This is a genomic window from Streptomyces sp. NPDC093260 (genome assembly GCF_040683715.1).
GTDB classification, from domain to species: domain Bacteria; phylum Actinomycetota; class Actinomycetes; order Streptomycetales; family Streptomycetaceae; genus Streptomyces; species Streptomyces sennicomposti.
In genome coordinates this window covers 1-26,710 of record NZ_JBFBEK010000001.1, presented here as the reverse complement: position 1 = coordinate 26,710, position 26,710 = coordinate 1, and the positions used below count along the sequence as shown (strand labels likewise).

The window sequence follows — 26,710 nt, the reverse complement described above, 5'->3', positions numbered from 1 at the left end:
GGCGACACAGGATGTCATGCCCGCCTCGGGACGCGCCGGGCGGCGGCCGGGGCACCGAACGGCGGTGCCGGGTACGGCAGATGGCGAGGGGGCGCGCGTCGAGGGTCAGGCACCGGGCCGTGCCGTGCGTCACCCGCACGTCGCGCGGTGCGCCACCCGCCGCCGGGCCCACTGCGCGGTACGCCGCCCCCCGCCGGGTGCACTGCGCCGTACGTCACGTGCCGCCCGGGTTCGTTGCGCGGTGACCGCGCCATCCTCCACAGTGACGGGCATGAGCGATCATTACGATGTCGTGGTTCTCGGCGCGGGGCCCGGCGGCTACACCGCCGCGGTGCGTGCCGCCCAACTCGGCCTGTCCACCGCCGTGGTCGAGGAGAAGTACTGGGGCGGGGTGTGCCTGAACGTGGGCTGCATCCCCTCCAAGGCCCTGCTGCGCAACGCCGAGTTGGCGCACACCGTCACCCGGCGGGCCGAGACGTTCGGGATCCGGTCCGACTCCCCCATCACGTTCGACTACGGCGCGGCCTTCAAGCGCAGCCGGGACGTGGCGGAGGGCCGGGTGGCCGGCGTCCACTACCTGATGCGCAAGAACAAGATCACCGAGTACGACGGCCGCGGCGTCTTCAGCGACGCGCACACCCTCCAGGTCGCCCTGTCCGACGGCACCACCCGGACCGTGACGTTCGACCACTGCGTCATCGCGGCGGGCGCGACCACGCGCCTGCTGCCCGGCACCGAGCTGAGCGAACGCGTCGTCACCTACGAGGAGCAGATCCTCAGCGAGGAACTGCCCGGCAGCATCGTCATCGCCGGGGCCGGCGCGATCGGCGTCGAGTTCGCCTACGTGCTGCACAACTACGGTGTGAAGGTGACCGTGGTCGAGTTCGCCGACCGGATCGTGCCGGCCGAGGACGCCGACGTGTCCAGGGAACTCGCCAAGCACTACCGCAAGCTCGGCATCGAGGTGCACACCTCCACCCGCGTCGAGTCCATCGACGACTCCGACCCCGCGCGGCCGGTCCGGGTCACCGTGGACAAGAACGGCGCCCGGCAGGTGCTGGAGGCCGACAAGGTGCTCCAGGCGATCGGCTTCGCCCCGCGGGTGACCGGTTACGGCCTGGAGACTACCGGCGTACGGCTCACCGACCGGGGCGCCATCGACGTCGACGGGCGCGGCCGCACCAACGTGCCGAGCCTGTACGCGATCGGCGACGTGACCGGCAAGCTGATGCTGGCGCACGCGGCCGAGACCATGGGCGTGATCGCCGCGGAGACCATCGGCGGGGCGGAGACGATGGAGGTCGACTTCCGCATGATCCCGCGCGCGACCTACTGCCAGCCGCAGATCGCCAGCTTCGGCCACACCGAGGCGCAGGCCCGCGAGGCGGGCTTCGACGTCCGGGTGGCGAGGTTCCCGTTCACCGCGAACGGCAAGGCGCACGGGCTGGGCGAGCCGGCCGGCTTCGTGAAGGTGATCAGCGACGGCGCCCACGGCGAGCTGTTGGGCGCGCACCTGATCGGGCCGGAGGTCACCGAGCTGCTGCCGGAGCTGACCCTCGCGCAGCAGTGGGACCTCACGGTCCACGAGGTCGCCCGCAACGTGCACGCCCACCCGACGCTGGGCGAGGCGGTCAAGGAAGCGGTGCACGGGCTCGCGGGGCACATGATCAACATGTGAGGTCCCGCGGCGGCCGGGGCGCGGCGGCGGCCTCGGGCGGTCGAAAGTCCCCGAGGGGACCGGCGCGCCCTCGTCAGGTGCGGGTTCGGGGCTGCGGGCGGCGGGCATGGCGTGCGCCGTCCTGGTGACCCGTAGCCCACGGTCGCGTCCCCGATCGCGAAGGTGCGCCGCCATGAACGAACCCCTGTACACCTTCGGGCACGGCACCGCGGGGCGCGAGGAGATCACCGGCCTGCTGCACGGGGCCGGGGTCGCCGCGGTCGTGGACGTGCGCACCGCCCCGGGCAGCCGCCGGGACCCGGACCTGCTGCGGGACCGGCTCGCCCGGTGGCTGCCGGAGGACGGCATCGCCTACCGCTGGGAACCCGACCTCGGCGGGTTCCGCAAGCCGGCTCCGGACAGCCCGGACACCTTCTGGCGCAACGACTCCTTCCGCGGCTACGCCGGGTACGCACGCACCCCCGAGTTCGTCGCCGCCATGGACCGGCTGCTCGGCGAGGCGGCGGGGCGGCGGACGGCGGTGATGTGCGGCGAGGCGGTGTGGTGGCGCTGCCACCGCCGGCTGATCGCCGACTTCGCGGAACTCGCGCGCGGGGTGCCCGTCCGCCACCTCATGCACGACGGGCGGACCGTCCCGCACGTCCCCACGGCCGGCGCCCGGCTGCGCGAGGACGGCCTCCTCGTCCACGACGGCCCACCGGACTGAGCCGGGCGCGGTCAGGCCCCGGCCACGGTGACGTCCTGGTCGCGCAGCGCGTGGAAGGCGGGCACCAGCAGGATGCCCTGCGGGACCAGCTCCGTGATGATGGCCTGCACGTGCGCGCGGCCGTGGGCGAAGGTGTGGTAGGCGGTGCCCCGGTTGGTCCACCGGTGCGTGCCGCCGTCGCAGACGGCGCGGGTGCCGCCGATGGACTGGGTCTCGTCGGAGTCGCCCTGGCTGATGGCCGAGCTGATGAAGACCGCGCCGGTGGCGCCGGTGCAGCGGTAGGTGCCGGAGATCGTGACGGTACCGTCCGCCGCCTGGCGGACCGTGCGGTCGACGGTCACGGTCTCGGCGTCGGTGGTGGACGCGGTGGCGACGGCGGACGTGGCGGCCGGCGCGGCGAGGAGCAGCGTGGCCGCGACCGCGCCGAGGGTGCCGAGCACCCGGCGGGCTGATCCGAAGGACGCTGACGTGACGGACATGGGGCCTCCCGAGGAACTGGAATGCGGGGTTCCACTGGTACCGGGCACGCGTCCGTGATCCGCACCGTCACGACGCGAGTCCACCCGGACTTCCGTCTAACGGCCCATGCGAGTTGCCTGCCGGCGGGCTGGACGGACAGGGCGGGGCCCGCCCGGCCGGCCGGCGGCTCGTCCGCCGCCCGCCCGGCCGGCCCGGCCGGCCGGGCGGGCGGGCGGGAGGCGGGTCTCCCGGGCCCGGTGATGGGGGGCCTCCCACGCCGTTCGGGCAGTGGAGGGAGCCCGCAAGGCGGAGGAGGGCGGCATGGCGGAGCCACGGCGACCGACGACAGCGCGGCGTGGGGTCCCCCCTGCTCGAAGCAGCCTGGGGGGCGGTGCCAGATCCCCGCGAGCCCGGCCGGATCCGAACGAGAGGCCCTAGGCCAGCACCGCGAACCCGTCGAGCTCCACCAGCGCCCGTTCGTCCCACAGCCGGACGACCTCCACGACCGCCATCGCCGGGTAGTGGCGGCCCACCGACCGGCTCCAGATGCGGCCGAGTTCGGGGGCGTGGGCGCGGTAGGCGGCGACGTCGGTGGCGTAGACCGTGACGCGGGCCAGGTCGGCGGGGGCGCCGCCGGCGGCGCGCAGGGCGGTGAGGAGGTTGGTCAGGGCGCGGGCGAACTGCTCGGGCAGGGTGTCGCCGACCACCTCGCCCTCGCCGTCGAGGGCGGTCTGCCCGGCGAGGAACACCACCCGGGAGCCGGTGGCGACGACGGCGTGCGAGAAGCCGGTGGGCGGGGACAGCTCGGGCGGGTTGACGCGCTCGGTGGTCACGGGGCCTCCCCGGTCGGCGGCGGAGTCTCGGCGTACAGCTCCTTGGCGATGATGCCCCGCTGCACCTCGCTCGCGCCCTCGTAGATCCGGGGTGCGCGCACCTCGCGGTAGAGGTGTTCGAGGAGGTGGCCGCGGCGCAGGGCGCGGGCGCCGTGCAGCTGGACGGCGGTGTCGACGACGTACTGCGCCGTCTCGGTGGCGAGCAGCTTCGCCATGGCGGCGCGCCGGGGCACGCCGGGTGCGCCGGCGTCGTACGCGGTGGCCGCCGCGTAGACCATCAGGCGGGCCGCCTCGGTGCGCAGGGCCATCTCGGCGACCTGGTGGGCGACGGTCGGCAGGTCGCTCAGCTTGCCGCCGAAGGCGTCCCGGCGGGCGGTGTGGGCGAGGGTCGCCTCCAGGGCGGCCTGCGCCATGCCGACGGCGAAGGCGCCGACGCTGGGCCGGAAGAGGTTGAGGGTGCCCATCGCGACGCGGAAACCGCGGTCCGTCTCGCCGAGCACGTCGTCGGCCGTGACGGGGACGCCGTCGAAGGCGAGGGCTCCGATCGGGTGCGGGGAGAGCATCTCCAGCGCGCTGCCGGTGAGGCCGGGCCGGCCGGCGGGGACCAGGAAGGCGGTGATCCCACGGGAGCCGGCGCCGGGTGTGGTGCGCGCGAAGACGGTGTAGAAGTCGGCCTCGGGGGCGTTGGAGATCCAGCACTTCTCCCCCGTGAGCCGCCAGCCCCGCCCCGCACCACCGGCCGCACCCGGGTCCGGGTCGGCCCGCAGGGTCAGGGCCGCCGCGTCCGAGCCCGCCGCCCGCTCGCTCAGGGCGAAGGCCGCCACCGCGCTGCCGTCGGCCACCGCGGGCAGCCAGCGGGCGCGCTGGGCGGGGGTGCCGTGGGCGTGGACGGGGTGGGCGCCGAGGCCCTGGAGGGCGAGCGCGGTCTCGGCCTCGGTGCAGCCGTGGGCCAGGGACTCCCGCATGAGGCACAGGTCCAGCGCGCCCGAGGCGAACAGGCGCTCCAGCAGACCCGACCGGCCCAGTTCGGCGAGGAGGGCGCGGTCGACGCGGCCCGGCTCGCCCTTCTCGGCGACCGGCCGCAGCCGTTCGGCGGCCAGCGTACGCAACTCGGTGCACCAGGCCTGCTGTTCGGGTTCGAGCGAGAAAGCGGGCATCCGCCGGTCCTCCCTCCCCCGGGCCGCCCGCGCGGCCGGGGCTCGCCCCCACCGTATCGCGTACCGTTGACTGCCGTCACCAACGCGCTACGCTCCAGGTGCGAGCCCACCACACCAAGGGGGCGAACCGCCATGGACCACCCGTCCGCCCACGTCGACACGTTCGCGCGCGATCACCTCCCGCCCCCGAACCAGTGGCCCGAGCTACGGTTCGACCTGCCGGAGCTGCGCTACCCGGCCCGGCTGAACTGCGCCGCCGAGCTGCTCGGCCCGGCGGACGACGGCGACGCCGGGCGGCCGGTGTTCCGCACGCCCGCCGGTGACACCTGGACCTACGGCGACCTGCGTGCCCGGGTGGACCGCGTCGCGCACGTCCTGACCGCCGGGCTCGGCGTGGTGCCCGGCAACCGGGTGCTGCTGCGCGGCCCCACCACGCCGTGGCTGGCCGCCTGCTGGCTGGCCGTGCTCAAGGCGGGCGCGGTCGCCGTCACCGTACTGGCCCAGCAGCGCGCCCACGAGCTGAGCACCGTCTGCGAGATCGCCCGCGTCCGGCACGCGCTGTGCGACATCAGATCGGTGGACGACCTGGTCAAGGCCGGGGTGCCGGGGCTGCGCCTGGCGACGTACGGCGGCGAGGGACCCGACGACCTGCTGCGGCGGCCCGCACCGGCCACGCCGTTCCCGACCGTGGACACCGCCGCGGACGACGTGGCGCTGATCGCGTTCACCTCGGGCACCACCGGCCGCCCCAAGGGCTGCGTCCACTTCCACCGGGACGTGCTGGCGATCGCGGACACCTTCTCCGCGCGGGTGCTGAGACCGCGTCCGGACGACGTGTTCGCGGGCAGTCCGCCGCTCGGGTTCACCTTCGGCCTCGGCGGGCTGGTCGTCTTCCCGCTGCGGGCCCGCGCCAGCGCCCTGCTGCTCGAAGAGGCCCACCCGCGGCAGCTGTTGAGCGCGGTCGCCGAGCACCGGGTGTCCGTGCTGTTCACCGCGCCGACCGCCTACCGGGCGATGCTGGCGGACCCGGCCGCCCACGACCTCTCCTCGCTGCGCAGGTGTGTGTCGGCCGGTGAGAACCTGCCCGCCGCCACCTGGCACGCCTGGCGCGAGCGGACCGGTGTGCGCATCGTCAACGGCATCGGCGCCACCGAGCTGCTGCACATCTTCATCTCGGCGGCGGACGCGGACATCCGCCCGGGGACCACGGGTGTGCCGGTGCCGGGCTGGCGGGCGCGGATCCAGGACGAGGACGGGCGGCCCGTGCCCGACGGGACGCCGGGGCTGCTCGCCGTGCAGGGCCCGGTCGGCTGCCGCTACCTCGCCGACCCGCGCCAGCGGGTGTACGTGCGCGACGGCTGGAACGTCACCGGCGACACCTGTGTCCGCGACGGCGCCGGCTACTTCCACTATGTCGCCCGCGCCGACGACATGATCATCTCGGCGGGCTACAACATCGCGGGACCGGAGATCGAGGACGCGCTGCTGCGCCACCCGGACGTGGTCGAGGCGGCGGTCGTCGGCCGGCCGGACGACGCCCGCGGCCAGGTGGCGGTGGCGTACGTCGTCGTGCGGGAGGGGACGGCGCGGGACGCCCAGGCGCTGCGCGCGTACGTCAAGGAGGAGCTGGCACCCTACAAGTGCCCGCGCGAGATCGTCTTCGCGGACGCGCTGCCGCGCACGGCGACCGGCAAACTCCAGCGGTTCAGACTGCGTGACCCTGGCACCCACGACCAGGGGCGGCACCCGACGACCTAAAATGATCAACGTGTCCGAGCAGTCCGCGCAACCCGCCCCGAGATCCCTCATCGTCACGCTGTACGGCGCGTACGGCCGCTTCGTGCCGGGCCCGGTGCCCGTGGCGGAGCTGATCCGGCTGCTGGCCGCGGTGGGCGTGGACGCGCCCTCCGTGCGCTCCTCGGTGTCCCGGCTCAAACGGCGCGGGCTGCTGCTCCCGGCCCGCACCGGGCAGGGCGCTGCCGGCTACGAACTCTCGCCCCAGGCACGCGAGTTGCTGGAGGACGGCGACCGCCGGGTGTACGCGGGCGCGCCCTGCGAGGACGAGGGCTGGGTGCTGGCGGTGTTCTCGGTGCCGGAGTCGCAGCGGCAGAAGCGGCATGTGCTGCGCTCCCGGCTGGCCGGGCTCGGCTTCGGCACGGCGGCGCCCGGGGTGTGGATCGCCCCGGCCCGGCTGTACGAGGAGACCCGCAACACGCTGCGGCGGCTGGACCTGGACGTGTACGTGGACTTCTTCCGCGGCGACCACCTGGGCTTCGCGCCGACGGCCCAGGCGGTGGCCCGCTGGTGGGACCTGGCGGCCCTGGCCGCGCAGCACGAGGCGTTCCTCGACCGGCACGCACCGGTGCTGCGCGCCTGGCAGGAGCGCGCCGACACCCCGCCGGAGGAGGCGTACCGGGATTATCTGCTCGCCCTGGACTCCTGGCGCCATCTCCCCTACGCCGACCCGGGGCTGCCGGCCCGGCTGCTGCCCGCGGACTGGCCGGGGGCCCGCTCGGCGGCGGTGTTCCGGGCGCTGCACGAGCGGCTGCACGAGGCGGGCGCGCTCTACGCGGGGGTGTCCGTCCCGGCCGGCCGGGCGTGACGCGTGCGTGCCGCCTCAACTGCGCAGGGTGAGACGGGGTTTGGGGGCGTCCGTGCGGCCGGTCCGGGGGCGGCGGCTGCCGGCGCGGTAGGGGGCGGGCCAGACGGCGCCGGGGCCCGTGTAGCCCTGCTCGGCGGCGGCGTGCAGGGTCCACTGCGGGTCGTACAGGTGCGGCCGGGCCAGCGCGCACAGGTCGGTGCGCCCGGCCAGGATCAGGGAGTTGACGTCGTCCCAGGACGAGATCGCGCCGACCGCGATCACCGGGACGCCCACCGCGTTGCGGATGCGGTCGGCGAACGGCGTCTGGTACGAGCGCCCGAACTCCGGCCGCTCCTCGGCCACCACCTGTCCGGTGGACACGTCGACGGCGTCGGCGCCGTGCGCGGCGAAGGCGCGGGCGATCTCCACCGCCTCCTCGGCCGTGGTGCCGCCCTCGGCCCAGTCGGTGGCCGACAGCCGGACGGTCATCGGCCGTTCCTCCGGCCACACCGCGCGCACCGCGTCGAACACCTCCAGCGGGAAGCGCAGCCGTCTGTCCAGTGAGCCGCCGTAGGCGTCGGTGCGGCGGTTGGTCAGCGGGGAGAGGAAGCCGGAGAGCAGGTAGCCGTGGGCGCAGTGCAGTTCGAGGAGGTCGAAGCCGGCGCGGGCGGCCCGCCAGGCGGAGGTGGCGAACTGCTCGCGTATGTCGGTCAGTTGCGCCCGGGTCACCTCGCGCGGGATCTGGCTGCCCGGACGGTGGGGCAGCGGGGAGGCGGCGACCAGGGGCCAGTTGCCCTCGGGCAGCGGTTCGTCGATGCCCTCCCACATGATTTTGGTGGAGCCCTTGCGTCCGCTGTGGCCGAGTTGGACGCCGATCGCGGTGCCGGGAGCCTGCCGGTGGACGAAGTCGGTGATCCGCCGCCAGGCCTCGGTCTGCCGGCCGGTCCACAGTCCGGCGCAGCCGGGGGTGATCCGGCCCTCGGGGCTGACGCACACCATCTCGGTCATCACCAGTGCGGCGCCGCCGAGCGCGCGGGCGCCGAGGTGGACGAGGTGGAAGTCGCCGGGGACGCCGTCGACTGCGGAGTACATGTCCATGGGCGAGACCACGATCCGGTTGCGCAGGGTCAGGCCGCGCAGCCGGAACGGGGTGAACATCGGCGGGGTGCCGGGCGGGCAGCCGAAGTCGCGCTCGACGGCGTCGGTGAAGCGGGCGTCGCGCAGCCTCAGGTTGCCGTGGGTGACCCGGCGGCTGCGGGTGAGCAGGTTGAAGGCGAACTGGCGGGGCCGCTGGCCGAGGTAGAGGTCGAGGTTCTCGAACCACTCCAGGCTGGCCCGGGCGGCCCGCTGGGTGGACGCGACGACCGGTTTGCGTTCCTCCTCGTAGGCGGTCAACGACTCGGTCAGGGTGGGCTGTCCGTCCAGGCAGGCGGCGAGCGCGAGGGCGTCCTCGACGGCGAGCTTGGTGCCGGAGCCGATGGAGAAGTGGGCGGTGTGGGCGGCGTCGCCGAGCAGGACGAGGTTGCCGTGCGACCAGCGGTCGTTGACCACCGTGCGGAAGGTGGTCCAGGCGGAGTTGTTCGCGCGCAGCGGGCGGCCGCCGAGGGCCTCGGCGAAGATCTTGGCGCAGCGCTCGACCGAGCCCTGTTCGTCCAGCTCGGCGAAGCCGGCCGCCCGCCACACCTCCTCGCGCATCTCCACGATCACGGTGGAGGCGTCGGCGGCGAACGGATAACCGTGCAGTTGCATGACGCCGTGCTCGGTCTCGGCGATCTCGAAGCGGAAGGCGTCGAAGGCGAAGTCGGCGGCGAGCCAGATGTAGCGGCAGCGGTGGTGTGTCAGGCGGGGACGGAACACGTCGGCGTGGGCCGCGCGGGTGGCGCTGTGCACACCGTCGGCGGCGACGACCAGGCCGTACGTCTGCGTCAGGCGGGCCGGGTCCGGGGCCTCGGCGCCGAAGCGCAGCTCGACGCCGAGCGAGCGGCAGCGCTCCTGGAGGATGTGCAGCAGCCGGTGCCGGCCGAGCGCGGCGAAGCCGTGGCCGCCGGAGGTGTGCCGGGTGCCCCGGTGCACGATGTCGATGTCGTCCCAGCGCACGAAGTCCCGCTGGAGCGCCTCGTAGACCACCGGGTCGGCATGCTCGATGCCGCCGAGCGTCTCGTCGGACAGGACGACGCCGAAGCCGAAGGTGACGTCGGGCGCGTTGCGCTCGAAGACGGTGATCTCGCGGGCCGGGTCGAGCCGTTTGAGCAGGGCCGCCGTGTAGAGGCCGCCGGGGCCACCGCCGACGACCGCGACCCTCAGCGGGCCGCTCGCCCCGCCTCGGGGTGCACCGGTCGTCTCCCTCCGGGGCGCGCCGGTCACGGCGCCCTCACCGTCCCTGCCACTTGGGGGGCCGCTTCTCGGTGAAGGCGGCGTGGAACTCGGCGTAGTCCTCGCCGTTCATCAGCAGGGCCTGGGTGGCGGCGTCCAGTTCGACGGCGGCGGACAGGGGCATGTCCAGTTCGGCGGTGAGCAGGGCCTTGGTCTGGGCGTGGGCGAGGGCGGGTCCGTCGGCGAGGCGGCGGGCGAGGGCCTGGGCCTCCTCGTCGGCGTGGCCCTCGTCGGTGAGGACGCTGATCAGGCCGATCCGCTCGGCCTCGGGCGCCCGTACCGGCTCGCCGAGCATCAGCAGCCGGGTGGCGTGGCCGAGGCCGACCACGCGGGGCAGCAGATAGGCGGCGCCCATGTCGCCGCCGGACAGTCCGACGCGGGTGAACAGGAACGCGAACCGGGCGGACGGGTCGGCCACCCGGAAGTCGGCGGCCAGCGCGAGCACGGCTCCGGCCCCGGCGGCCACGCCGTGCACCGCCGCGATCACCGGGAACGGGCACTCGCGCACCGCCCGCACCACCTGGCCGGTCATCCGGTTGAAGTCGAGCAGCTCGGCGGTGTCCATGGCCAGGGTGGCGCCGATGATCTCGTCCACGTCGCCGCCCGAGCAGAAGCCGCGCCCCTCGCCGGCCAGCACGAGGGCGCGCACGGAGCGCTCGCGGCAGAGTTCGGCGAGCAGGTCGCGCAGATCGGCGTAGGCGCCGAAGGTGAGCGCGTTGAGCTTGTCGGGGCGGGCGAGGGTGACGGTGGCGACGCCGTCGTCGTGGGCGACCCGCAGATGGCGCCAGCCGGCGGTGCGGGCGGCGGAGCCGGTGAAGGGACTCATGACGGGCGGCCTCCTCGGCGAACGGCCTTGTCGGTGCGCGCTCAGCTCTCCCGACGAAGTTATCACTCATCTGTGACCATCGTCACGAGCGCACGATAGGGGCCGTGACAATGTGGCCGGGACCCGTCGCTTCCGGCCGCTTCGTCACAGCTCGGCGATGGCCCGGTAACGGCGGGCGCGGGAGACGGGAGCGGGGTGGCTGACGTGGGTAGTTCCGCCCGTGCCGGGGCCCGGGCGGTCCCGGGCGGAGGGTGCCGCGCACCGCCGGCGGCGGCCCCCGTACCATTCCTCACGTCGAAAGCAGGACAGCCTCATGGCGACCACTGGGACGTTCTGCGTCATGAACGGACACACGGTGCCCCACTCCCCCCTTGCCTCCTGGCGCGTCGCGCTGCCGCACTCGGCCGCTGCGGTGCCGGTGGCCCGCGCCCTGGTGCGTACGGCGCTGGCCGAACTGGAGCACTCGGCCGACAGCGACACGGCGGAGCTGCTCACGGCGGAACTGGTCGCCAACGCCGTCGAGCACACGGCGGGCGGCGGACCGATAGAACTGCTGGTGGAGCTGTTGCCGAGCGGCTGCCACGTCGAGGTGCGCGACCCGGACCCGGCGCCGCCCGGCGATCTGACCCGCCCCGACCTCACCCCGCCCGACCCGTGGCGGGAGGGCGGGCGCGGGCTGCTGCTGATCCGCGCCCTCAGCTCCGCCTGCGGGCACCGCCCCGCCGGGTCGGGCAAGGCGGTGTGGTTCAGACTGCTTGCAGCTCCTGGGCTGCCGGGGCGGGCGTGACGTCGCGTTCGGCCGCGAGCCTGGAGTGGCGGCGGCCGTAGAGGACGTAGACCAGCGCTCCCGCGGCGAGGAAGCCGGCGAACTGCACCCAGGTCGACCAGCCCGTCTCGTACATCAGGTACAGGCAGCAGGCGACGCCGAGCAGCGGGACCACCGGGTACAGCGGCACCCGGAAACCGCGCTTGAGCGCGGGCTCGCGGCGGCGCAGCGCGATCACCGCGACGTTGACGACGGCCATGGTGGCCAGGGTGCCGATGGTGCACAGGTTGACCACCGCGTCCAGTGAGGCGAAGGCCGCGGGCAGCGCGAAGACGACGGCGACGACGAGGGTGCCAGCGACCGGCGTCGAGGTCTTCGGCGAGACCTTCTCGAAGACCCGCGGCACCAGGCCGTCGCGGGACATCGACAGCAGGATGCGGGTCTGCCCGTACATCACCGCGAGCACCACGGAGGCGATGGCGACGACCGCGCCGAAGGCGATCACCGCGCCGCCGACCGTGGAGCCGGTGACCGCGTTGACGACGTAGCTCAGCGCGGCGGGCCGGTCGCCGACCTGGCCGCCGCCGATGGCGCCGATCGCGGCGAGCGCGACCGCGCAGTACAGCAGGGTGACCACGCCGATGCAGACCAGGATGGCGAGCGGGATGTCGCGGCGGGGGTTCTTGGCCTCCTCGCCGGCGGTGGTGATGGCGTCGAAGCCGATGTAGGAGAAGAACGCGGCGGTGGTGCCCGCGCCGATCCCGCCGAGCCCGGCCGGGGAGAACGGGGTGAGGTTGCCGTGCTGGAAGGCGGTGAAGCCGATGGCGCAGAACGCGACGAGGACGACCAGCTTCAGGACCGCCATCGCGGCGGTGGCGCGGGCGCTCTCGCGCACGCCGCGCACCAGCAGCACGGCGGCCAGGGCGATCACGATGACGGCGGGCAGGTTGACGACGCCGCCGTCGCCGGGGCCTGCGGACAGGACGGCGGGCAGCTGCCGGCCGGTGAGGCTGTGCAGCAGCTCGTTGACGTACTGGCTCCAGCCGACCGCGACCGCCGAGACGGAGACGCCGTACTCGAGCAGCAGGCACCAGCCGACCAGGAAGGCCGTGGACTCGCCGAGGCCGGCGTAGGCGAAGGAGTACGACGAGCCGGAGACGGGGATGGCGCCGCCCAGCTCGGCGAAGGCGAACGCGGTCAGGACGCAGGTGACCGCGGCGAGGACGAAGGAGACGACGACGGCGGGACCGGCCTGGGCGACCGAGTCGGACAGCCCGACGAAGATGCCGGTGCCGACGATCGCCCCGACGCCGAAGCAGACGAGCTGGAAGAGGCCCATCGTGCGCTTGAGGCCGTGGCCCTCGCGGTCGGCGCCGGACTCGGCCAGCAGACGCTGAGGGGACTTGATGCGGGGAGCGGGCATGGGGGGTGTGGTGCTCGATTCTGGTGGTGCGGGGCGATCGGGATGGGACCGCGCGACGGGCGGAATGGGTGGTTCCGCTCCGTCGGCCAGGATACGGCCCGGTCGGGCCGTGGGGCGGGGGCAGCGGCTGCCCTCGTGGGGGCGTCTCGGTCAGGCGAGGGTGGCGACCAGGACCGCCTTGATCGTGTGCAGACGGTTCTCCGCCTCGTCGAAGACGACCGAGTGGGCCGACTCGAAGACCTCGTCGGTGACCTCCAGCGAATCGAGGCCGTACCGCTCGTGGATCTCGCGGCCGACCTTGGTGCCGAGGTCGTGGAAGGCCGGCAGGCAGTGCAGGAACTTCACGTCCGGGTTGCCGGTGGCGCGCAGCACGTCCATGGTGACCGCGTACGGCGCGAGCGCCTTGATGCGCTCCTCCCACACCTCCTTGGGCTCGCCCATGGAGACCCACACGTCGGTGGCGACGAAGTCGGCCCCGCGCACTCCCTCCGCGAGGGACTCGGTGAGGGTGACGCGCGCGCCGCTGGCCCCGGCCAGCTCCCGCGCCCGGTCGACGATCTCCGGGGCGGGCCAGTAGCTCTTGGGCGCGACCAGGCGGACGTCCATGCCGAGCAGGGCGCCGGTGATCAGGTAGGAGTTGCCCATGTTGAAGCGGGCGTCGCCGAGGTAGGCGAAGGCGATCTCGTGCAGCGGCTTGGCGGTGTGCTCGGTCATCGTCAGAACGTCGGCGAGCATCTGGGTGGGGTGCCAGTCGTCGGTGAGCCCGTTGTAGACGGGGACACCGGCGTGGGCGGCCAGCTCCTCGACGGCGGCCTGACCGTCGCCCCGGAACTCGATCGCGTCGAACATCCGGCCGAGGACCCGGGCGGTGTCCTTCATCGACTCCTTGTGCCCGATCTGCGAACCGGACGGGTCGAGATACGTGGTCGAGGCGCCCTGGTCAGCGGCGGCGACCTCGAAGGCGCAGCGGGTGCGGGTCGAGGTCTTCTCGAAGATCAGCGCGATGTTCCTGCCGGTCAGGTACCGCGTCTCGGTCCCGGCCCGCTTCGCGGCCTTCAGCTCGGCGGCCAGCTCGATCAGACCGCGGAACTCCTCCCCGGTGAAGTCCAGCTCCTTGAGGAAGTGGCGGCCGGCGAGGGCGGTCGGGACTGTCGCCATGGGGGCGCTCCAACGGCTGAGGGACAGGACTCTGGAATTCTATACGACCCATAGAATTTCTATGCAACAGGTGGGCGAGCAGGTAGCGAGGGCCTGCCCGGGACGGGACGGCCGGGCGCCGAGACGCAGCGGCGGCCGGCCGCGGGGCGGAACCGCCGGGCCGGACGGAGCCCACGGCCGGTCGTGGCGTCAGACAGCCGGGCGCCGGGTCGCAGCGGCCGACACAGGGCGGGGCCCGGGCCGGGCGGAACCGCCGGCCCGGCGAGGCGCCAGGCAGCCGGGAGAGACGGCTGGGCGGCCTCCGGGCCGTGGCCGGGCGAGACGCCGGGCGGGCCAGGCCGCCGGGGAGGCCGGAGCATACCGCCGGGAAGCCGGGCGGAGCCACCACGGAGACCGCGGGGACACCGGAAGGCCGGGCAGCACCACCGGAGGCCGGCGGGGCCGGCGGGGGCCGGCTTTCCCTGGCGTCCGCCTGTCCCGCGCCGCGCCCCTCGGGTGAGGCCCGGCCCTCAGGCGGGACCCGGGCCGCCCACCGGGTCCCGTTCGACCGGGCAGCTCATGCAGCGGGGGCCGCCGCGGCCGCGGCCCAGCTCGCTGCCGGGGATCTCGATCACCTCGATGCCCTGCTTGCGCAGATGTGTGTTGGTGGTGGCGTTGCGCTCGTAGGCGACGACGACGCCCGGCTCGACGGCGAGGACGTTGCAGCCGTCGTCCCACTGCTCGCGTTCGGCCGCGTGCACGTCCTGGGTGGCGGTCAGCACCCGGATCTCGCTCAGCCCCAGCGCCGCGGCGATCGCCCGGTGCATGTGCTCCGGCGGATGGTCGGTGACCTTCAGCTCGTTGTCGGCGGAGCCCGGTTCGATCGTGTACGAGCGGAGCATGCCGAGCCCCGCGTACTGGGTGAAGGTGTCGCCGTCGACCATGGTCATCACCGTGTCGAGGTGCATGAACGCGCGCCGCTTCGGCATGTCCAGGGCGACGATGGTGCGGGCCGAACCGGCGGCGAACAGCTTGTTGGCGAGCATCTCCACGGCCTGCGGGGTGGTCCGCTCGCTCATCCCGATGAGCACGGCCCCGCTGCCGATGACCAGCACGTCGCCGCCCTCGATGGTGGACGGGTAGTCGGCCTGCCCCTCCGACCACACGTGGAACGGCTCGCTGCGGAAGAGCGGGTGGTAGCGGTAGATCGCCTCGAAGTGGACGGTCTCGCGCTGCCGGGCGGGCCAGCGCATCGCGTTGATGGAGACGCCGTCGTAGATCCAGGCGGAGGTGTCCCGGGTGAACAGGTGGTTGGGCAGCGGCCCGAGCAGGAAGTCGTCCAGCTCCATCACATGGAAGCGCACGGAGGCCGGCTCCGCGTGCGCCCGGAGGAACTCCCGCTTGGTCATGCCGCCGATCAGCGCCTCGGCCAGTTCCTGCGCCGGCAGGGTCTCGAAGGCGGCCCGCAGATGGTCGGTGGCGAGCGGGCCGTACTCCTTCTCGTCGAAGACGCGGTCCAGGACGAGCGACCGGGCCGACGGGTTCTCCATCGTCTCGGTCAGCAGATCACCGAACAGGTGCACGGCGACCCCGCGGTCGCGCAGCACGTCGGCGAACCCGTCGTGCTCGGCGCGCGCCCGGCGCACCCACAGCACGTCGTCGAAGAGAAGGGCGTCCTTGTTGCTGGGGGTGAGCCTTTTGAGCTCGAGATCGGGCCGGTGCAGGATGACGCGGCGCAGCCGCCCGGCCTCGGAGTCGACATGGAATCCCATGCCTCCATCCTGACCACCGAACCGGGACTTCACCCACCGCTTCCCGTTTCCGCTTCCCGGTGTTCCCCGCCCGGACGCCCGTACGGGTACGGAGGTCCGGGCGGGGTGCGGCCCGGCGGGGCCGCGGGCCGGGCTACAGACGGGGGTCCACCGGCTCCGACTCCAGGGCCAGTACGGCGAACACCGCCTCGTGCACGCGCCACAGCGGCTCGCCGTCGGCGAGGCGGGCCAGGGCCTCCGCGCCGAGGGCGAACTCGCGCAGCGCCAGCGACCGCTTGTGGTTCAGGAACCGCTGCCGCAGCCGGGCGAGGTTGTCCGGCCGGGTGTACTCGGGACCGTAGATGATCCGCAGGTACTCGCGGCCCCGGCACTTGATGCCCGGCTGGACCAGCCGGCCCTGCTCGGTGCGCACCAGCGCGCCCAGCGGCTTGACGACCATGCCCTCGCCGCCGCGCCCGGTCATCTCCAGCCACCAGTCGACGCCCGCGCGGACCGACTCCGCGTCCGCCGTGTCGACGTAGAGGCGGCGGGTGATCTGGAGCAGGCCGGTGGCGTCGTGGTCCACCAGCCGGTCGATCAGCGCCAGCTGCTCGTCGTGCGGGAGTTCCACGAGGCTGCGGCCCTGTGCGGCCAGGATCTGGAACGGCGCGAGACGCACGCCCTCCAGTCCCTCGGTGGTCCAGCAGTAGCGGCGGTAGGCGGCCGTGAACGCGGCGGCGTCCTCGGCGCGCTCCCGCTGGCGGGCCAGCAGCGCGGAGACGTCCACGCCCCGGGACGCCGCGGCCGTCAGAGCGGCCAGCGCGCCGGGGAGGGCCGCCCCGGCCGCCGCGCCCACCGCCGCGTACTGCCCGCGCAGCAGCCCGGCCGCCTTCAGCGACCACGGCATCAGCTCGGTGTCCAGCAGCAGCCAGTCGGTGCCCAGTTCCGTCCACAGTCCGGCGCCGGTCGCCGCCGTGCGCAGCCGGTCCAGGATCTCCTCGGTGACCTGGGGGTCGTCGAAGAAGGGACGGCCGGTGCGGGTGTAGAGCGAGCCCGTGGGGCCGTCCACGCCGAAGCGCCGGCGGGCGGCGTCGGCGTCCCGGCACACCAGGACCACCGCGCGCGAGCCCATGTGCTTCTCCTCGCACACCACCCGGGCGACGTCGTCCTCCCGGTACTGGGCGAACGCCTCTTGCGGATGCTCCAGATAACCGTCCACCGCCGAGGTGGCGGTCGGCGCCATGGTGGGCGGCAGGTACGGCAGCAACCGCGGGTCCACCGCGAACCGGCTGATCACCTCCAGGGCCGCCGCCGCGTTCTCCTCGCGCACGGCGACGCGGCCCGCGTGGCGGGTCTCCACCGCCCGGCGCCCGTGCACGTCGGCGAGGTCGAGCGGCCGTCCGTCCTGCCCGCCGGGCGCCTCGGTGCGCAGCGGCTTGACCGGCTCGTACCAGACCCGCTCGGCCGGTACGTCGACCAGCTCGCGCTCCGGCCAGCGCAGCGCGGTCAGCCTGCCGCCGAAGACGGCGCCGGTGTCCAGGCAGATCGTGTTGTTGAGCCAGGTGGCCTCCGGGACGGGGGTGTGGCCGTAGACCACGGCGGCCCGGCCGCGGTAGTCCTCCGCCCACGGATAGCGCACCGGCAGGCCGAACTCGTCGGTCTCGCCGGTGGTCTCGCCGTACAGCGCGTGCGAACGGACCCGGCCGGAGGTGCGGCCGTGGTACTTCTCCGGCAGACCGGCGTGGCAGACCACGAGACGGCCGCCGTCGAGGACGTAGTGGCTGACCAGGCCGTCGATGAACTCCCGTACCTCCTGCCGGAACTCCTCGCTCTCGCCGGCCATCTGCTCGACGGTCTCGGCCAGTCCGTGGGTGGGCTGGACGCTGCGGCCCTTGAGGTGGCGGCCGTACTTGTTCTCGTGGTTGCCCGGCACGCACAGCGCGTGGCCCGACTTGACCATCGCCATCACCCGGCGCAGCACGCCCGGCGAGTCGGGTCCGCGGTCGACCAGGTCGCCGACGAAGACGGCCGTACGGCCCTCGGGGTGCACCCCGTCGGCGTAGCCCAGCTTGCCGAGCAGCGCCTCCAGTTCGGCGGAGCAGCCGTGGATGTCGCCGATGATGTCGAACGGGCCGGTGAGGTGGGTGAGGTCGTTGAAGCGCTTCTCGGTGACGACGGTGGCGTGCTCCACCTCCTCGACGCCCCGGAGGACATGGACCTTGCGGAAGCCCTCGCGCTCCAAGTGACGCAGCGAGCGGCGCAGTTCGCGGACGTGCCGGTTGATCACCCGGCGGGGCATGCCGGCCCGGTCGGTGCGAGCCGCGTTGCGCTCGGCGCACACCTCCTCGGGCACGTCGAGCACGACGGCGATGGGCAGCACGTCGTACCGCCTGGCCAGCTCGATCAGCTGCTTGCGCGCGTCGGACTGCACGCTGGTGGCGTCGACCACGGTACGGCGGCCGGCGGCGAGACGCTTGCCGGCGATGTAGTGCAGCACGTCGAAGGCGTCGCGGCTGGCGCTCTGGTCGTTCTCGTCGTCGCTGACCAGACCGCGGCAGAAGTCCGAGGAGATGACCTCGGTGGGCTTGAAGTGGCGTCGGGCGAAGGTGGACTTGCCCGAGCCGGAGGCCCCGACGAGGACGACGAGGGACAGGTCGGTGACGGGCAGGACGCGCTCCCGCCGGGTGGTGGTGGTCTCGCTCATGCCGCCTTCGCCTCCTTCTCGCCCTCGCCGGTCGTGCCGGTCCCGTCGTTCTTGCCGGTCTCGCCGCTCCCGCCGGTCTTCTCGTGGCCGGCTGTGCGGGTGAACACGGCCATCTGGGTGGGCGGGCCCACCTCGGGGTCGTCGGGGCCGACCGGGGCGAAACCGACGGCGTAGCCGTGGCGTTCGGCGACGGCGTCCGCCCAGGCGCGGAACTCGGCGCGGGTCCACTCGAAGCGGTGGTCGCCGTGCCGGACGTGCCCGGCGGGCAGGGACTCCCAGCGGACGTTGTACTCGACGTTCGGGGTGGTCACGACGACCGTGCGGGGGCGGGCCGCGCCGAACACCGCGTACTCCAGGGCGGGCAGCCGGGGCAGGTCGAGGTGTTCGATCACCTCGCTGAGCACGGCCGCGTCGTACCCCTTGAGCCGCTTGTCGGTGTAGACGAGGGAGCCCTGAAGGAGCCTGACGCGCGCGGCCTGCCGCTCGCTCATGCGGTCGAGCTTCAGCCGCCGCCCGGCGATGGTGAGCGCCCGCACCGACACGTCGACGCCGACGACCTCGGTGTACCGCGCGTCCTTCAGCAGCGCCTGCACCAACTGGCCCTCGCCGCAGCCGAGGTCGAGCACCCGGGCCGCACCGGTCGCCGCCAGCGCGGCGGTGATCGCCTCGCGCCGCCGCACGGCGAGCGGGGTGGGCCGCTCCTCGGTCTCCGCCTCGTCCGCCACCGCGTTGTCGAGTTCGGCCACGTCGCTGTCGTCGGTCTCGGCGAGCCGGACCAGCTCCAGGCGCTCCATCGCCTGCCGGGTCAGCGACCAGCGGCGGGTCAGATAGCGGCTGGTGATCAGCTTCTGCTCCGGGTGGCCGGGCAGCCAGCCCTCGCCCACGCGCAGCAGCTTGTCCACCTCGTCGGAGGACACCCAGTAGTGCTTGGCGTCGTCGAGGACGGGGAGCAGGACGTACAGATGGCGCAGCGCCTCGGCCAGGGTCAGGGTCCCGGAGTCCAGGGTCAGCCGTACGTAGCGGGAGGGGCCCCACTCGGGGAAATCGGTGTCCAGCGGCACCGGTTCGGCGACGACCGCCCAGCCGAGCGGCGCGAAGAGCCGCTCGACGAGCGCGGGTCCGCCGCGAGCCGGCAGCGCGGGTATCTCGATGTGCAACGGCCTTGCTTGATCGGCGAGTTCGGGCCTGGCCCGGCACACTCCGCGGATCGCGCTGGAGAAGACGCCACTCAGCGCGACGGCGAGCAGCGAAGAGGCCGCGTAGGGGCGGTCGTTGACGTACTGCGCGAGCGCAGCGTCGGGGGCTCCGCCCCTGCCCTTGCCCCTGCCCCGCCGCACCAGGGCCACCGCGTCGACCTCCAGCAGCAGCGCCGCCGTGCAGCGCTGCTCGTCCGCCTCCGGGTAGAGGACGTGCGCCGTGCCGTAGGAGGTGGAGAACGCCTGCGCCTTGCCGGGATGCTTGTGCAGCAGGTAGCCGAGGTCGGTCGCCGGGCGTTCTGGTGTGCCGGTGGTGGTGATGGTCAGGAACATGCGGAGGGCCTCTCCGGCCGGTGGACGACGAATGGGTCGCCGTGCGCGCGAGAGCCCCCGAGAACACTGGCTCCGGGGGCTCGGCAGCACGACGCCTCCACCTTGGCACAGGGCTGCTGACCGGCGCGCTTGGTTTTCGGGCGGCCCTTCGAAGGGCCCGGCCCGGGCCGCCGTGGCGGCTACGACAACTGCGACTGCACCTGCGCGGAGATCAGTTCCAGGTGGTCGAGGTCGGCGAGGTCGAGGACCTGGAGGTAGATCCGCTGGGAGCCGATCTCGGCGTAGCGGCCGATCCTGTCGACGACCTCGGCCGGGGTGCCGGCCAGGCCGTTGGCGCGCAGCTCGTCCACCTCGCGGCCGATGGCGGCGGCCCGGCGGGCGATCTCCTGCTCGTCGCGGCCGACGCAGACGACCAGGGCGTTGGAGTAGACGAGGTCGTGGGGGTCGCGGCCGGCCTCCTGGGCGGCGGCCCGCACCCGGCCGAACTGCCGCTCACTGTCCTCGACCGAGGCGAACGGGATGTTGAACTCGTCGGCGTACTTGGCGGCGAGCCGCGGGGTGCGGGTCGCGCCGTGCCCGCCGATGAGAACCGGGATCTTGGCCTGCGCGGGCTTGGGCAGCGCGGGCGACTCGGCCAGCTGGTAGTAGGCGCCGCGGAAGTCGAAGGTCTTGCCGACCTCCGTCGCCCACAGCCCGGTGACGATGGCCAGTTGCTCCTCCAGGCGGGCGAACTTCTCCTTCGGGAAGGGGATGCCGTACGCCTTGTGCTCCTCCTCGAACCAGCCCGCTCCCAGGCCCAGTTCGACCCGGCCGCCGGACATCTGGTCGACCTGCGCGACCTGGATGGCGAGCACGCCGGGCAGCCGGAAGGTGCCGGCGGTCATCAGCGTGCCGAGGCGGATGCGCTTGGTCTCGCGGGCGAGGCCCGCGAGGGTGATCCAGGCGTCGGTGGGGCCGGGCAGGCCGTCGGTGTCGCCCATGCTGAGGTAGTGGTCCGAGCGGAAGAAGGCGTCGAACCCGAGGTCCTCGGTGGCCTTGGCCACGGTGAGCAGCGTGTCGTAGGTGGCCCCCTGCTGGGGCTCGGTGAAGATGCGGAGATCCATGTCTCCATCCTGCACCCCCCGGACCCGTGGCCCTTGCCGACGGGTCCGGGGGTCGGGGTGTTTCGGCTGGCGGGGGGTGGGGTGAGGGTGCGGGGGCAGGGGCTGCGGGTCGGGGACGGGGGCCGCGACGGGCGGTCGGCGACGGCGTGGCGGCCGGTCGCCGGCGGGCAGGGTGGACGGTCGGCGGCATGGCGGGTGGTCGGCGACGGTCGCGGCGCCGGCGAGCGCGGTGACGGTGGTGTGCGGCCGGCTCGGCGCGGCCGTCGTCGGCATTCCGGCCGGTGTGGTCATCGGCACGCCGCTGCGGCCGGCCTCGCTGTCCTGAGGGGGCGGCGGCTGCCGGCCCACCGCGAGTGGCGGCCGCGGGGCACCCGGGGCGGGGACGGCTGAGGCGCACGGACACGCGTCCGTCGGACCCGCGCGGACGGCTCGGCCGCCGTCAGGGCCGACGGGACCGCCTCGTCAGCCCGGCTCGCGCTCCGGCAGGGCCGACTCGTCACGCGCCGCCAGCTTCCGCAGCATCTCGCGGACCCGGTCGCGCGACTCGTCGGCCGCGTCGATGGCCTCCACGCACTGCCAGTACGTCCGCTCGTCCACGGCCGAGCCGGCGACACCGACCAGGGCGATGCCGACCTCGCCGAGCAGACCGCCGAGGCTGAGCAACGTCCGGCGGGCGTCGCTCAGTTCGGTGAGCTGAGCGGCCAGCAGATCGTCCGGCTCCAGGTCCGGTGTGTCCAGGACTCCGCAGCCCCGGCCCGCCAGTTCGGTCAACCCCAGTGCCTCCCCGCGCAGTTCGGGTGGCCCGGAAACCGCCAGCCGACTGCCGATCGCCTGTGCCAGGGCCTGCGCCTGCCACACCTCCGTGAGGATGGCGGCGGCGTCGTCGCTCCCCGCCAGGCCACGCCTGCTCGCCAGGATGAGCCGCACCGCGTCCATGCGCTGCCCCCGTCTCTCCCGACATGCTCCTCGCACGTCAGCCCGAACTCCCATGTTCAGTTCACTACCCAGAGTGAGGGCGACTGAGCCGAAAAGCCAGAGCAAGACGGAAATTCATGGACAACAAATCGGTTTCGACTCAGTAAATGACTACCCACTGTGACAGAGATGGGGTAGCCACTGTTCCCCACACCTCTCCGGGCAGGCCGAAACCGGCCCGTACCGGACGTCCGGGCCGCCGGCCGGTGCGGCGGGCCGCTACGCTCCCTCGCCCGGTTCGGACCGTTCACCGGAGGCCGGACGCCCACCCGGGGCGGGGCCTGTGCCCCGCCCCGGACCGGCGGACCGGGGCGGGAACCGCTGTTCGTTCCGGTCGATCTTCGCGGACAGGGCCGCCAGGAGGTCGATGTCGAGGACCTCGCACAGCTGGAGCAGGTAGGCGAGGACGTCGGCGACCTCGTCGCGGACGCGGAACGCCGTGTCCGGATCCGCCATGACCCGCGTCGACTCCTCCGGAGTGAGCCACTGGAAGATCTCCACCAGCTCGGAGGCCTCGACGCTGAGCGCGGCGACCAGGTTCTTCGGGGTGTGGTACGGCCGCCAGTCGCGGGCGGCGGCGAACTCGACCAGCCTGCGCCGCAGCGCCGCCAGGTCAGGCGGGGCGGCGGAGCCTGCGGAGGCTGGGTCGTGGTGATCGGTCACGGCACCAGGTCTACCACCCGCGCCGAGGGCTCCTCGCCCAGGAGGCCCCCGTCGCTCACCGCCCCGGCCAGCCGGATGTGCCCCCGCTCGCACATCCGCGCGGCCAGCTCCAGCAGGGCGGCCCGCTGGCGCGGGTCCAGGCCCAGGTCGAGACCGTCGACCAGGACCGTGAGTGTCTGGAGTGCCTCCGGCACCTCGCCCGCCGGATCGACCTCCAGCACCCCGGGCCCGGTCAGCAGCACCAACGCCAGCGCCGCGTACCGCAGTTCGCCGTCGCCCAGCCGTTCGAACCCGGTGCGCGTCCCGTCCCCGCGGTCCAGCACCGCCCGTACCCGCCCCTCGCCCGCCGGGTCGGCGTAGACATCGGCCACCGGCCCGGCGCAGCCGGCGCGCACCGCCTCCACCAGCAGCGCGTGCCGCCGCCCGCACTCGGCGCGGGTGCGCCACAGCACGGCGGCGAGGTTGTCGCAGCCGCGCGTCAGCCGCCCGGCGTCCACGGGAGCGGGCGCGCGCATCCGTCCGGGGCGCGGCGCACAGACGTACAGCGACCGCAGGGCGACGACCGCCTGCTCGGCCGCGGCGAGGACCTGCCGCTGCCCCTCGGTGCGTCCGGCCACCCGCAGCGGCAGCAGCGCGGTGCCGAGCCGGTCGTCGGGCAGCGCCGCACGGGTCACCGCCGCCGGCCCGCCGGTGTACCAGGACGCCTCGACCGTCCGCCGCCCCGGATCGCGCAGCGCGGTCTCCAGCAGGACGAGCCCGCCGGCGCTCAGCCGCTCCCCCACCACCCGAAGTGTCGGCTCCGCCTGGACGGCGAGGTCCAGCCGCACCGGTCCCCTGGGGCCGTCGACCGTACAGCCGATACGGAAGCCGCGGCGGCGCTGGGCGTCGGGCCGGGCCCCTTCGGGTACGCAGGCCGACGGATCGGGGAACACCTCGTCCAGCGCGGCCCCGCCGGCCAGCCGGGCCAGCGCCTCGTACGCGCGCAGCGCGGCGGTCTTGCCCGACCCGCTGGGCCCGGCCAGCAGGGTGAGCGGGCCGAACGGGACACGGAGCCCGCGGTGACGGGCGAAGGCGGACAGCCGCAGTTCCGTGACGCACGCCCGCTCCGGCCGGGACGCATTCGAAGACGAAGACGACGGCGCGGACGAGTCCGAGGGGCGGGGCGGGGACTGGTCCGGGGAGCGGAGCGGGGACGGCATGGTCGGGGAGGCGGGCGTGGCGGGCGCCGGGAACGCGGTCATGTCCGGACCGTAGGGCCCCGCGACCAGGGCGAACCGTTCCGCCCGGACCGCCTTCCCACGATCGGGGGACGGTCCCGAGTCCGGCCGCGTCAGCGGGACTTGACGACGCGGTCCCCGGCGGACCGGTCTCGGCCCCGCCGGGCCGGGCTCACAGGCCGGGGACGGCGGCGCTCTCCATCAGCCCGCTCACCTCGGTGCCGGGCGGGGTCAGCAGGAAGACGTTGCGGTCGACCCGGTGCATCCCGCTCGCCAGGCCGAACACCACGCCCGTGCTGAAGTCCAGGATGCGTTTGGCGACCTCGCCCTCGGCTCCCGTGAGGTCCAGCAGCACCGGAATCCCCGCCATCAGCGTCTCGGCGACGTCGCGCGCGTCGGCGAACACGTTGACCCGGAGGACGACGAAGCGGCGGCGCATCTCCGTCGCCGCTTCCGGCAGGGCGCGGTGGTCCACCGCGGACGGCCATGAGTCGCGGCCGCGCAGCGGCACGACCTGGGCGAGCCCTTCCCACTGTTCGTCGGTGACATCGTGGCTGTTCACCGGCTCCCCCCGATCTGCCTCGCACTCATCGCCTGCACCAGCCAATTCTTACGCCATGTCACCTGTTCGGCCCAACAGCGACACGTTGGGCGACGAACACGAGGCGAACGTCACGCCCGCCCCCGGACGCCTGCCCCGTCCCCCGGAGGCCATCCCCGCCCCCGGCGAATCGGGCCGCCCCACGGACGGGCCGGCCGCCGCACGCAGGGGCGGCCCGCGGAGGAGGGGCGGCCCGCGGAGGAGGGGCGGCCCCCGGAGGAGGGACGGCCCGCGGACGGAGGTGGCGGGCCACGGGTCCGGTGGGGCGGCAAGGGGTGCGGGCGGGAGCCGGATGCGGGTGCGGAGATAATCCGTGGGTGAGTCCCCTTCGTCTGCCCGCCCGCCCTGCTCGTCCCCCTCGCCCCGCGTGGGCGGGCCGCAACTACACACTGCTGACGGCCGCCGCCGTCGTCTCCGGGCTCGGCAGTTCCGGTGCGCTGGTGGCGGGGGCCTTCGCGGTGCTCGCCGTCGGGGGCTCGGCGACCGACGTGGGACTGGTGGCGGCCGCGCGGACGGTGCCGCTGATCGTGTTCCTGCTGGTCGGCGGCGCGCTGGCGGACCGGCTGCCCCGGCACCGGGTGATGGTCGCGGCCAACGCGCTCAACTGCGTCTCGCAGGCCGTGTTCGCCGTGCTGGTGCTGAGCGGTTCGGCACAGGTGTGGCAGATGGCGGCGCTGTCCGCGCTGGGCGGCACCGGTCAGGCGTTCTTCTCCCCCGCCGCCGAGGGGATGGTGCTGTCCACGGTCTCCGGGAGCCGGTCGGGGCGTGCCTTCGCCGTCTTCCGGATGGGTGTGAACGGCGCGGGCATCCTCGGCACCGGGCTCGGCGGCGCGCTGGTCGCGGTGGCCGGGCCGGGCTGGGTGCTGGCGATCGACGCGGCGGCCTTCGCGGTGGCGGGCGCGCTGCGCGCCTTCCTCGACGTGCGCGGGATGCCCGAGCGGCGGGGCGGCGCCGGGCTGCTCGCGGATCTGCGGGACGGCTGGCGCGAGGTGGTCGGCCGGCCCTGGCTGTGGTCGATCGTGCTCCAGTTCTCCGTGGTGAACGCGGTGGTCGCGGCGGCCGAGACGGTCTACGGCCCGCTGGTCGCGCGGGAGCGGCTGGGTGGACCGCAGCCCTGGGGGCTCGCGCTGTCCGCCTTCGGGGTGGGCACGGTGCTCGGCGGGCTGCTGATGACCCGCTGGGCGCCTCGGCGGCTGCTGCTGGTGGGGGTGCTCGCGGTGCTGCCGCTGGCGCTGCCGTCCGCCGCGCTGGCCGTGCCGGTGCCGGCGCCCGCGCTGGTGGCGGTGATGCTGGCGACCGGGGTGAGCGTCGAGGTGTTCGCGGTGGCGTGGATGTCGGCGCTGCACCAGGAGGTGCCGCAGGAGAAGTTCTCCCGGGTGTCGTCGTACGACTGGCTGGGCTCGATCTCGATGGTGCCGCTGGCGACGGCGGCGGCCGGCCCGGTGCAGAACGCGGTGGGCCGCCCGGCCGCGCTGTGGGGCTGCTCGGCGCTGGTGCTGCTGCTGACGCTGGCCGTGCTGTGCGTCCCGGACGTACGCCGCCTGACCCGCCGTTCGGAACCGGCGAGGGCCGGGGACGGCACGGGGGCGGTCGCGGAGGCGGAGGCGGAGGCGACGGAGTCGGGCGGTCCGGTCGCGTCCGTGTGACCCGGCGGGCGGAGGACACGTGTGACGCGGGGGCCGGGACCGCGGCGGCACAGGTGCGTGTGCCGTCGGGGCGGCCGGGTCACACGTGGGTGTGTTCCGCGCCTGGCACGGGTGTGCCCGGGCGGTCGGGCCGTACGAGTGCGTTCGTGTCCGTGCTTCCTCCTCGTACGGCCGAGGCGCGCGCAGCCCCCGCCGTAGCCGGGGCTGCGCGTCGTGAAGGCGGGCGGGCCGGGCGGGTGACCGCTCAGGGGGCGGGTTGCCGGACCGGCGGCCGGTTCAGTCGGAGGTGAGGAGCTTCAGTTCGGGATGGGCGGTGCCGCCGTCGATGGCGGTGGAGGAGATGTGCGACATCACGCGGTCGTCCACCGGGTCGTTCGCCGGGTCGTCGTGCACGACGAGGTGCTCGTACGTCGTGGCGCGCTGCGCGGGGACGCGGCCGGCCCGGCGGATCAGCTCGATGATCTCCATACGGTTGGAGCGGTGCCTGGCCCCGGCGGAGGAGACGACGTTCTCCTCCAGCATGACCGAGCCGAGGTCGTCCGCGCCGTAGTGCAGCGTGAGCTGGCCGACCTCCTTGCCGGT

The 26,710-nt window shown here is 74.2% G+C and carries 22 protein-coding genes and 1 pseudogene; 7 read left to right on the top strand and 16 right to left on the bottom strand.

Annotated elements, in window-relative coordinates; translation table 11 throughout:
- The first annotated feature begins 271 nt into the window (after nt 1-271).
- Both lpdA and AB0N63_RS00110 read left to right on the top strand, forming a co-directional pair.
- Nucleotides 272-1,678 carry a dihydrolipoyl dehydrogenase gene (gene lpdA / locus AB0N63_RS00115; RefSeq protein ID WP_365521830.1) on the top strand — a complete coding sequence of 469 codons (1,407 nt, stop codon included), beginning with the start codon at nt 272-274 and terminating at the stop codon, nt 1,676-1,678.
- A gap of 172 nt (nt 1,679-1,850) precedes the next feature.
- Complete coding sequence (locus AB0N63_RS00110) at nt 1,851-2,384, top strand: DUF488 domain-containing protein (RefSeq protein ID WP_365521828.1); 534 nt, start codon at nt 1,851-1,853, stop codon at nt 2,382-2,384.
- Between the two features lie 11 nt (nt 2,385-2,395).
- Here the strand turns inward: AB0N63_RS00110 and AB0N63_RS00105 are convergent, their stop codons facing one another.
- The 3 genes from AB0N63_RS00105 to AB0N63_RS00095 form a co-directional block, all read right to left on the bottom strand.
- Nucleotides 2,396-2,824, bottom strand: coding sequence for a DUF6299 family protein (locus AB0N63_RS00105; protein WP_365522876.1), 429 nt, complete (start codon nt 2,822-2,824; stop codon nt 2,396-2,398).
- A 453-nt stretch (nt 2,825-3,277) separates the two neighbouring features.
- Nucleotides 3,278-3,676, bottom strand: coding sequence for a RidA family protein (locus AB0N63_RS00100; protein ID WP_365521825.1), 399 nt, complete (start codon nt 3,674-3,676; stop codon nt 3,278-3,280).
- Nucleotides 3,673-4,833: an acyl-CoA dehydrogenase family protein gene (locus AB0N63_RS00095; protein WP_365521823.1), complete on the bottom strand. Its 1,161-nt coding sequence runs from the start codon at nt 4,831-4,833 to the stop codon at nt 3,673-3,675. Before AB0N63_RS00095 ends, AB0N63_RS00100 begins: the two co-directional genes overlap by 4 nt.
- Nucleotides 4,834-4,965: 132 nt before the next feature.
- Here AB0N63_RS00095 and AB0N63_RS00090 point away from each other — a divergent pair, with 132 nt between their 5' ends.
- Nucleotides 4,966-6,591 carry an AMP-binding protein gene (locus tag AB0N63_RS00090; protein WP_365521820.1) on the top strand — a complete coding sequence of 542 codons (1,626 nt, stop codon included), beginning with the start codon at nt 4,966-4,968 and terminating at the stop codon, nt 6,589-6,591.
- Nucleotide 6,592: 1 nt separating this feature from the next.
- The gene (locus AB0N63_RS00085) at nt 6,593-7,435 is read left to right on the top strand and encodes a PaaX family transcriptional regulator C-terminal domain-containing protein (protein ID WP_365521817.1); all 843 of its coding nucleotides are present in this window, start codon (nt 6,593-6,595) and stop codon (nt 7,433-7,435) included.
- Between the two features lie 15 nt (nt 7,436-7,450).
- On the opposite strand, the gene AB0N63_RS00080 is transcribed toward AB0N63_RS00085, so the two are convergent.
- Together AB0N63_RS00080 and AB0N63_RS00075 are read right to left on the bottom strand one after the other, a co-directional pair.
- Nucleotides 7,451-9,778: a bifunctional salicylyl-CoA 5-hydroxylase/oxidoreductase gene (locus AB0N63_RS00080; protein WP_365521815.1), complete on the bottom strand. Its 2,328-nt coding sequence runs from the start codon at nt 9,776-9,778 to the stop codon at nt 7,451-7,453.
- Nucleotides 9,779-9,785: 7 nt separating this feature from the next.
- The gene (locus tag AB0N63_RS00075; protein WP_365521812.1) at nt 9,786-10,613 is read right to left on the bottom strand and encodes an enoyl-CoA hydratase family protein; all 828 of its coding nucleotides are present in this window, start codon (nt 10,611-10,613) and stop codon (nt 9,786-9,788) included.
- A gap of 313 nt (nt 10,614-10,926) precedes the next feature.
- Here AB0N63_RS00075 and AB0N63_RS00070 point away from each other — a divergent pair, with 313 nt between their 5' ends.
- Nucleotides 10,927-11,400, top strand: coding sequence for an ATP-binding protein (locus AB0N63_RS00070; RefSeq protein ID WP_365521810.1), 474 nt, complete (start codon nt 10,927-10,929; stop codon nt 11,398-11,400).
- Here the strand turns inward: AB0N63_RS00070 and AB0N63_RS00065 are convergent.
- The 6 genes from AB0N63_RS00065 to AB0N63_RS00040 all read right to left on the bottom strand — a co-directional run bounded on the left by AB0N63_RS00065 (nt 11,360) and on the right by AB0N63_RS00040 (nt 21,026).
- Nucleotides 11,360-12,802, bottom strand: coding sequence for an amino acid permease (locus AB0N63_RS00065; protein WP_365521807.1), 1,443 nt, complete (start codon nt 12,800-12,802; stop codon nt 11,360-11,362). The two genes, AB0N63_RS00070 and AB0N63_RS00065, sit on opposite strands and share 41 nt — an antisense overlap.
- A gap of 150 nt (nt 12,803-12,952) precedes the next feature.
- Nucleotides 12,953-13,960, bottom strand: a complete 1,008-nt coding sequence (argF, locus tag AB0N63_RS00060) for an ornithine carbamoyltransferase (protein WP_365521804.1) — start codon at nt 13,958-13,960, stop codon at nt 12,953-12,955.
- Between the two features lie 509 nt (nt 13,961-14,469).
- On the bottom strand, nt 14,470-15,711 hold the full coding sequence (locus AB0N63_RS00055) for an arginine deiminase (RefSeq protein WP_365521801.1): 1,242 nt from the start codon (nt 15,709-15,711) through the stop codon (nt 14,470-14,472).
- Between the two features lie 133 nt (nt 15,712-15,844).
- Nucleotides 15,845-18,394: a polynucleotide kinase-phosphatase gene (locus AB0N63_RS00050; RefSeq protein ID WP_365521798.1), complete on the bottom strand. Its 2,550-nt coding sequence runs from the start codon at nt 18,392-18,394 to the stop codon at nt 15,845-15,847.
- Nucleotides 18,391-19,923 (bottom strand): 3' terminal RNA ribose 2'-O-methyltransferase Hen1, encoded by a 1,533-nt coding sequence (locus tag AB0N63_RS00045; protein ID WP_365521795.1) that lies wholly within the window; start codon nt 19,921-19,923, stop codon nt 18,391-18,393. Before AB0N63_RS00045 ends, AB0N63_RS00050 begins: the two co-directional genes overlap by 4 nt.
- A gap of 179 nt (nt 19,924-20,102) precedes the next feature.
- Nucleotides 20,103-21,026, bottom strand: a complete 924-nt coding sequence (locus tag AB0N63_RS00040) for an LLM class F420-dependent oxidoreductase (RefSeq protein ID WP_365521793.1) — start codon at nt 21,024-21,026, stop codon at nt 20,103-20,105.
- A gap of 172 nt (nt 21,027-21,198) precedes the next feature.
- On the opposite strand from AB0N63_RS00040, the gene AB0N63_RS00035 reads away from it, so the two are divergent.
- Nucleotides 21,199-21,351, top strand: a complete 153-nt coding sequence (locus AB0N63_RS00035) for a hypothetical protein (RefSeq protein WP_365521791.1) — start codon at nt 21,199-21,201, stop codon at nt 21,349-21,351.
- Between the two features lie 137 nt (nt 21,352-21,488).
- On the opposite strand, the gene AB0N63_RS00030 is transcribed toward AB0N63_RS00035, so the two are convergent.
- From AB0N63_RS00030 to AB0N63_RS00015, 4 genes are all read right to left on the bottom strand, one after another.
- Complete coding sequence (locus AB0N63_RS00030; RefSeq protein ID WP_365521789.1) at nt 21,489-21,962, bottom strand: DUF6099 family protein; 474 nt, start codon at nt 21,960-21,962, stop codon at nt 21,489-21,491.
- Between the two features lie 258 nt (nt 21,963-22,220).
- On the bottom strand, nt 22,221-22,664 hold the full coding sequence (locus AB0N63_RS00025; protein ID WP_365521786.1) for a nucleotide pyrophosphohydrolase: 444 nt from the start codon (nt 22,662-22,664) through the stop codon (nt 22,221-22,223).
- Entirely contained in the window at nt 22,661-23,905 is a 1,245-nt protein-coding gene (locus tag AB0N63_RS00020) for an ATP-binding protein (protein ID WP_365521784.1), read from the bottom strand. Before AB0N63_RS00020 ends, AB0N63_RS00025 begins: the two co-directional genes overlap by 4 nt.
- A gap of 148 nt (nt 23,906-24,053) precedes the next feature.
- Nucleotides 24,054-24,443, bottom strand: a complete 390-nt coding sequence (locus tag AB0N63_RS00015) for a cell division protein SepF (protein ID WP_365521781.1) — start codon at nt 24,441-24,443, stop codon at nt 24,054-24,056.
- Nucleotides 24,444-24,799: 356 nt separating this feature from the next.
- Between AB0N63_RS00015 and AB0N63_RS00010 the strand changes: the two genes are divergently transcribed.
- Nucleotides 24,800-26,128, top strand: coding sequence for an MFS transporter (locus tag AB0N63_RS00010; RefSeq protein ID WP_365521778.1), 1,329 nt, complete (start codon nt 24,800-24,802; stop codon nt 26,126-26,128).
- A 276-nt stretch (nt 26,129-26,404) separates the two neighbouring features.
- On the opposite strand, the pseudogene AB0N63_RS00005 reads toward AB0N63_RS00010, so the two are convergent.
- A pseudogene (locus tag AB0N63_RS00005) lies at nt 26,405-26,710 on the bottom strand (dehypoxanthine futalosine cyclase); the annotation flags it as partial.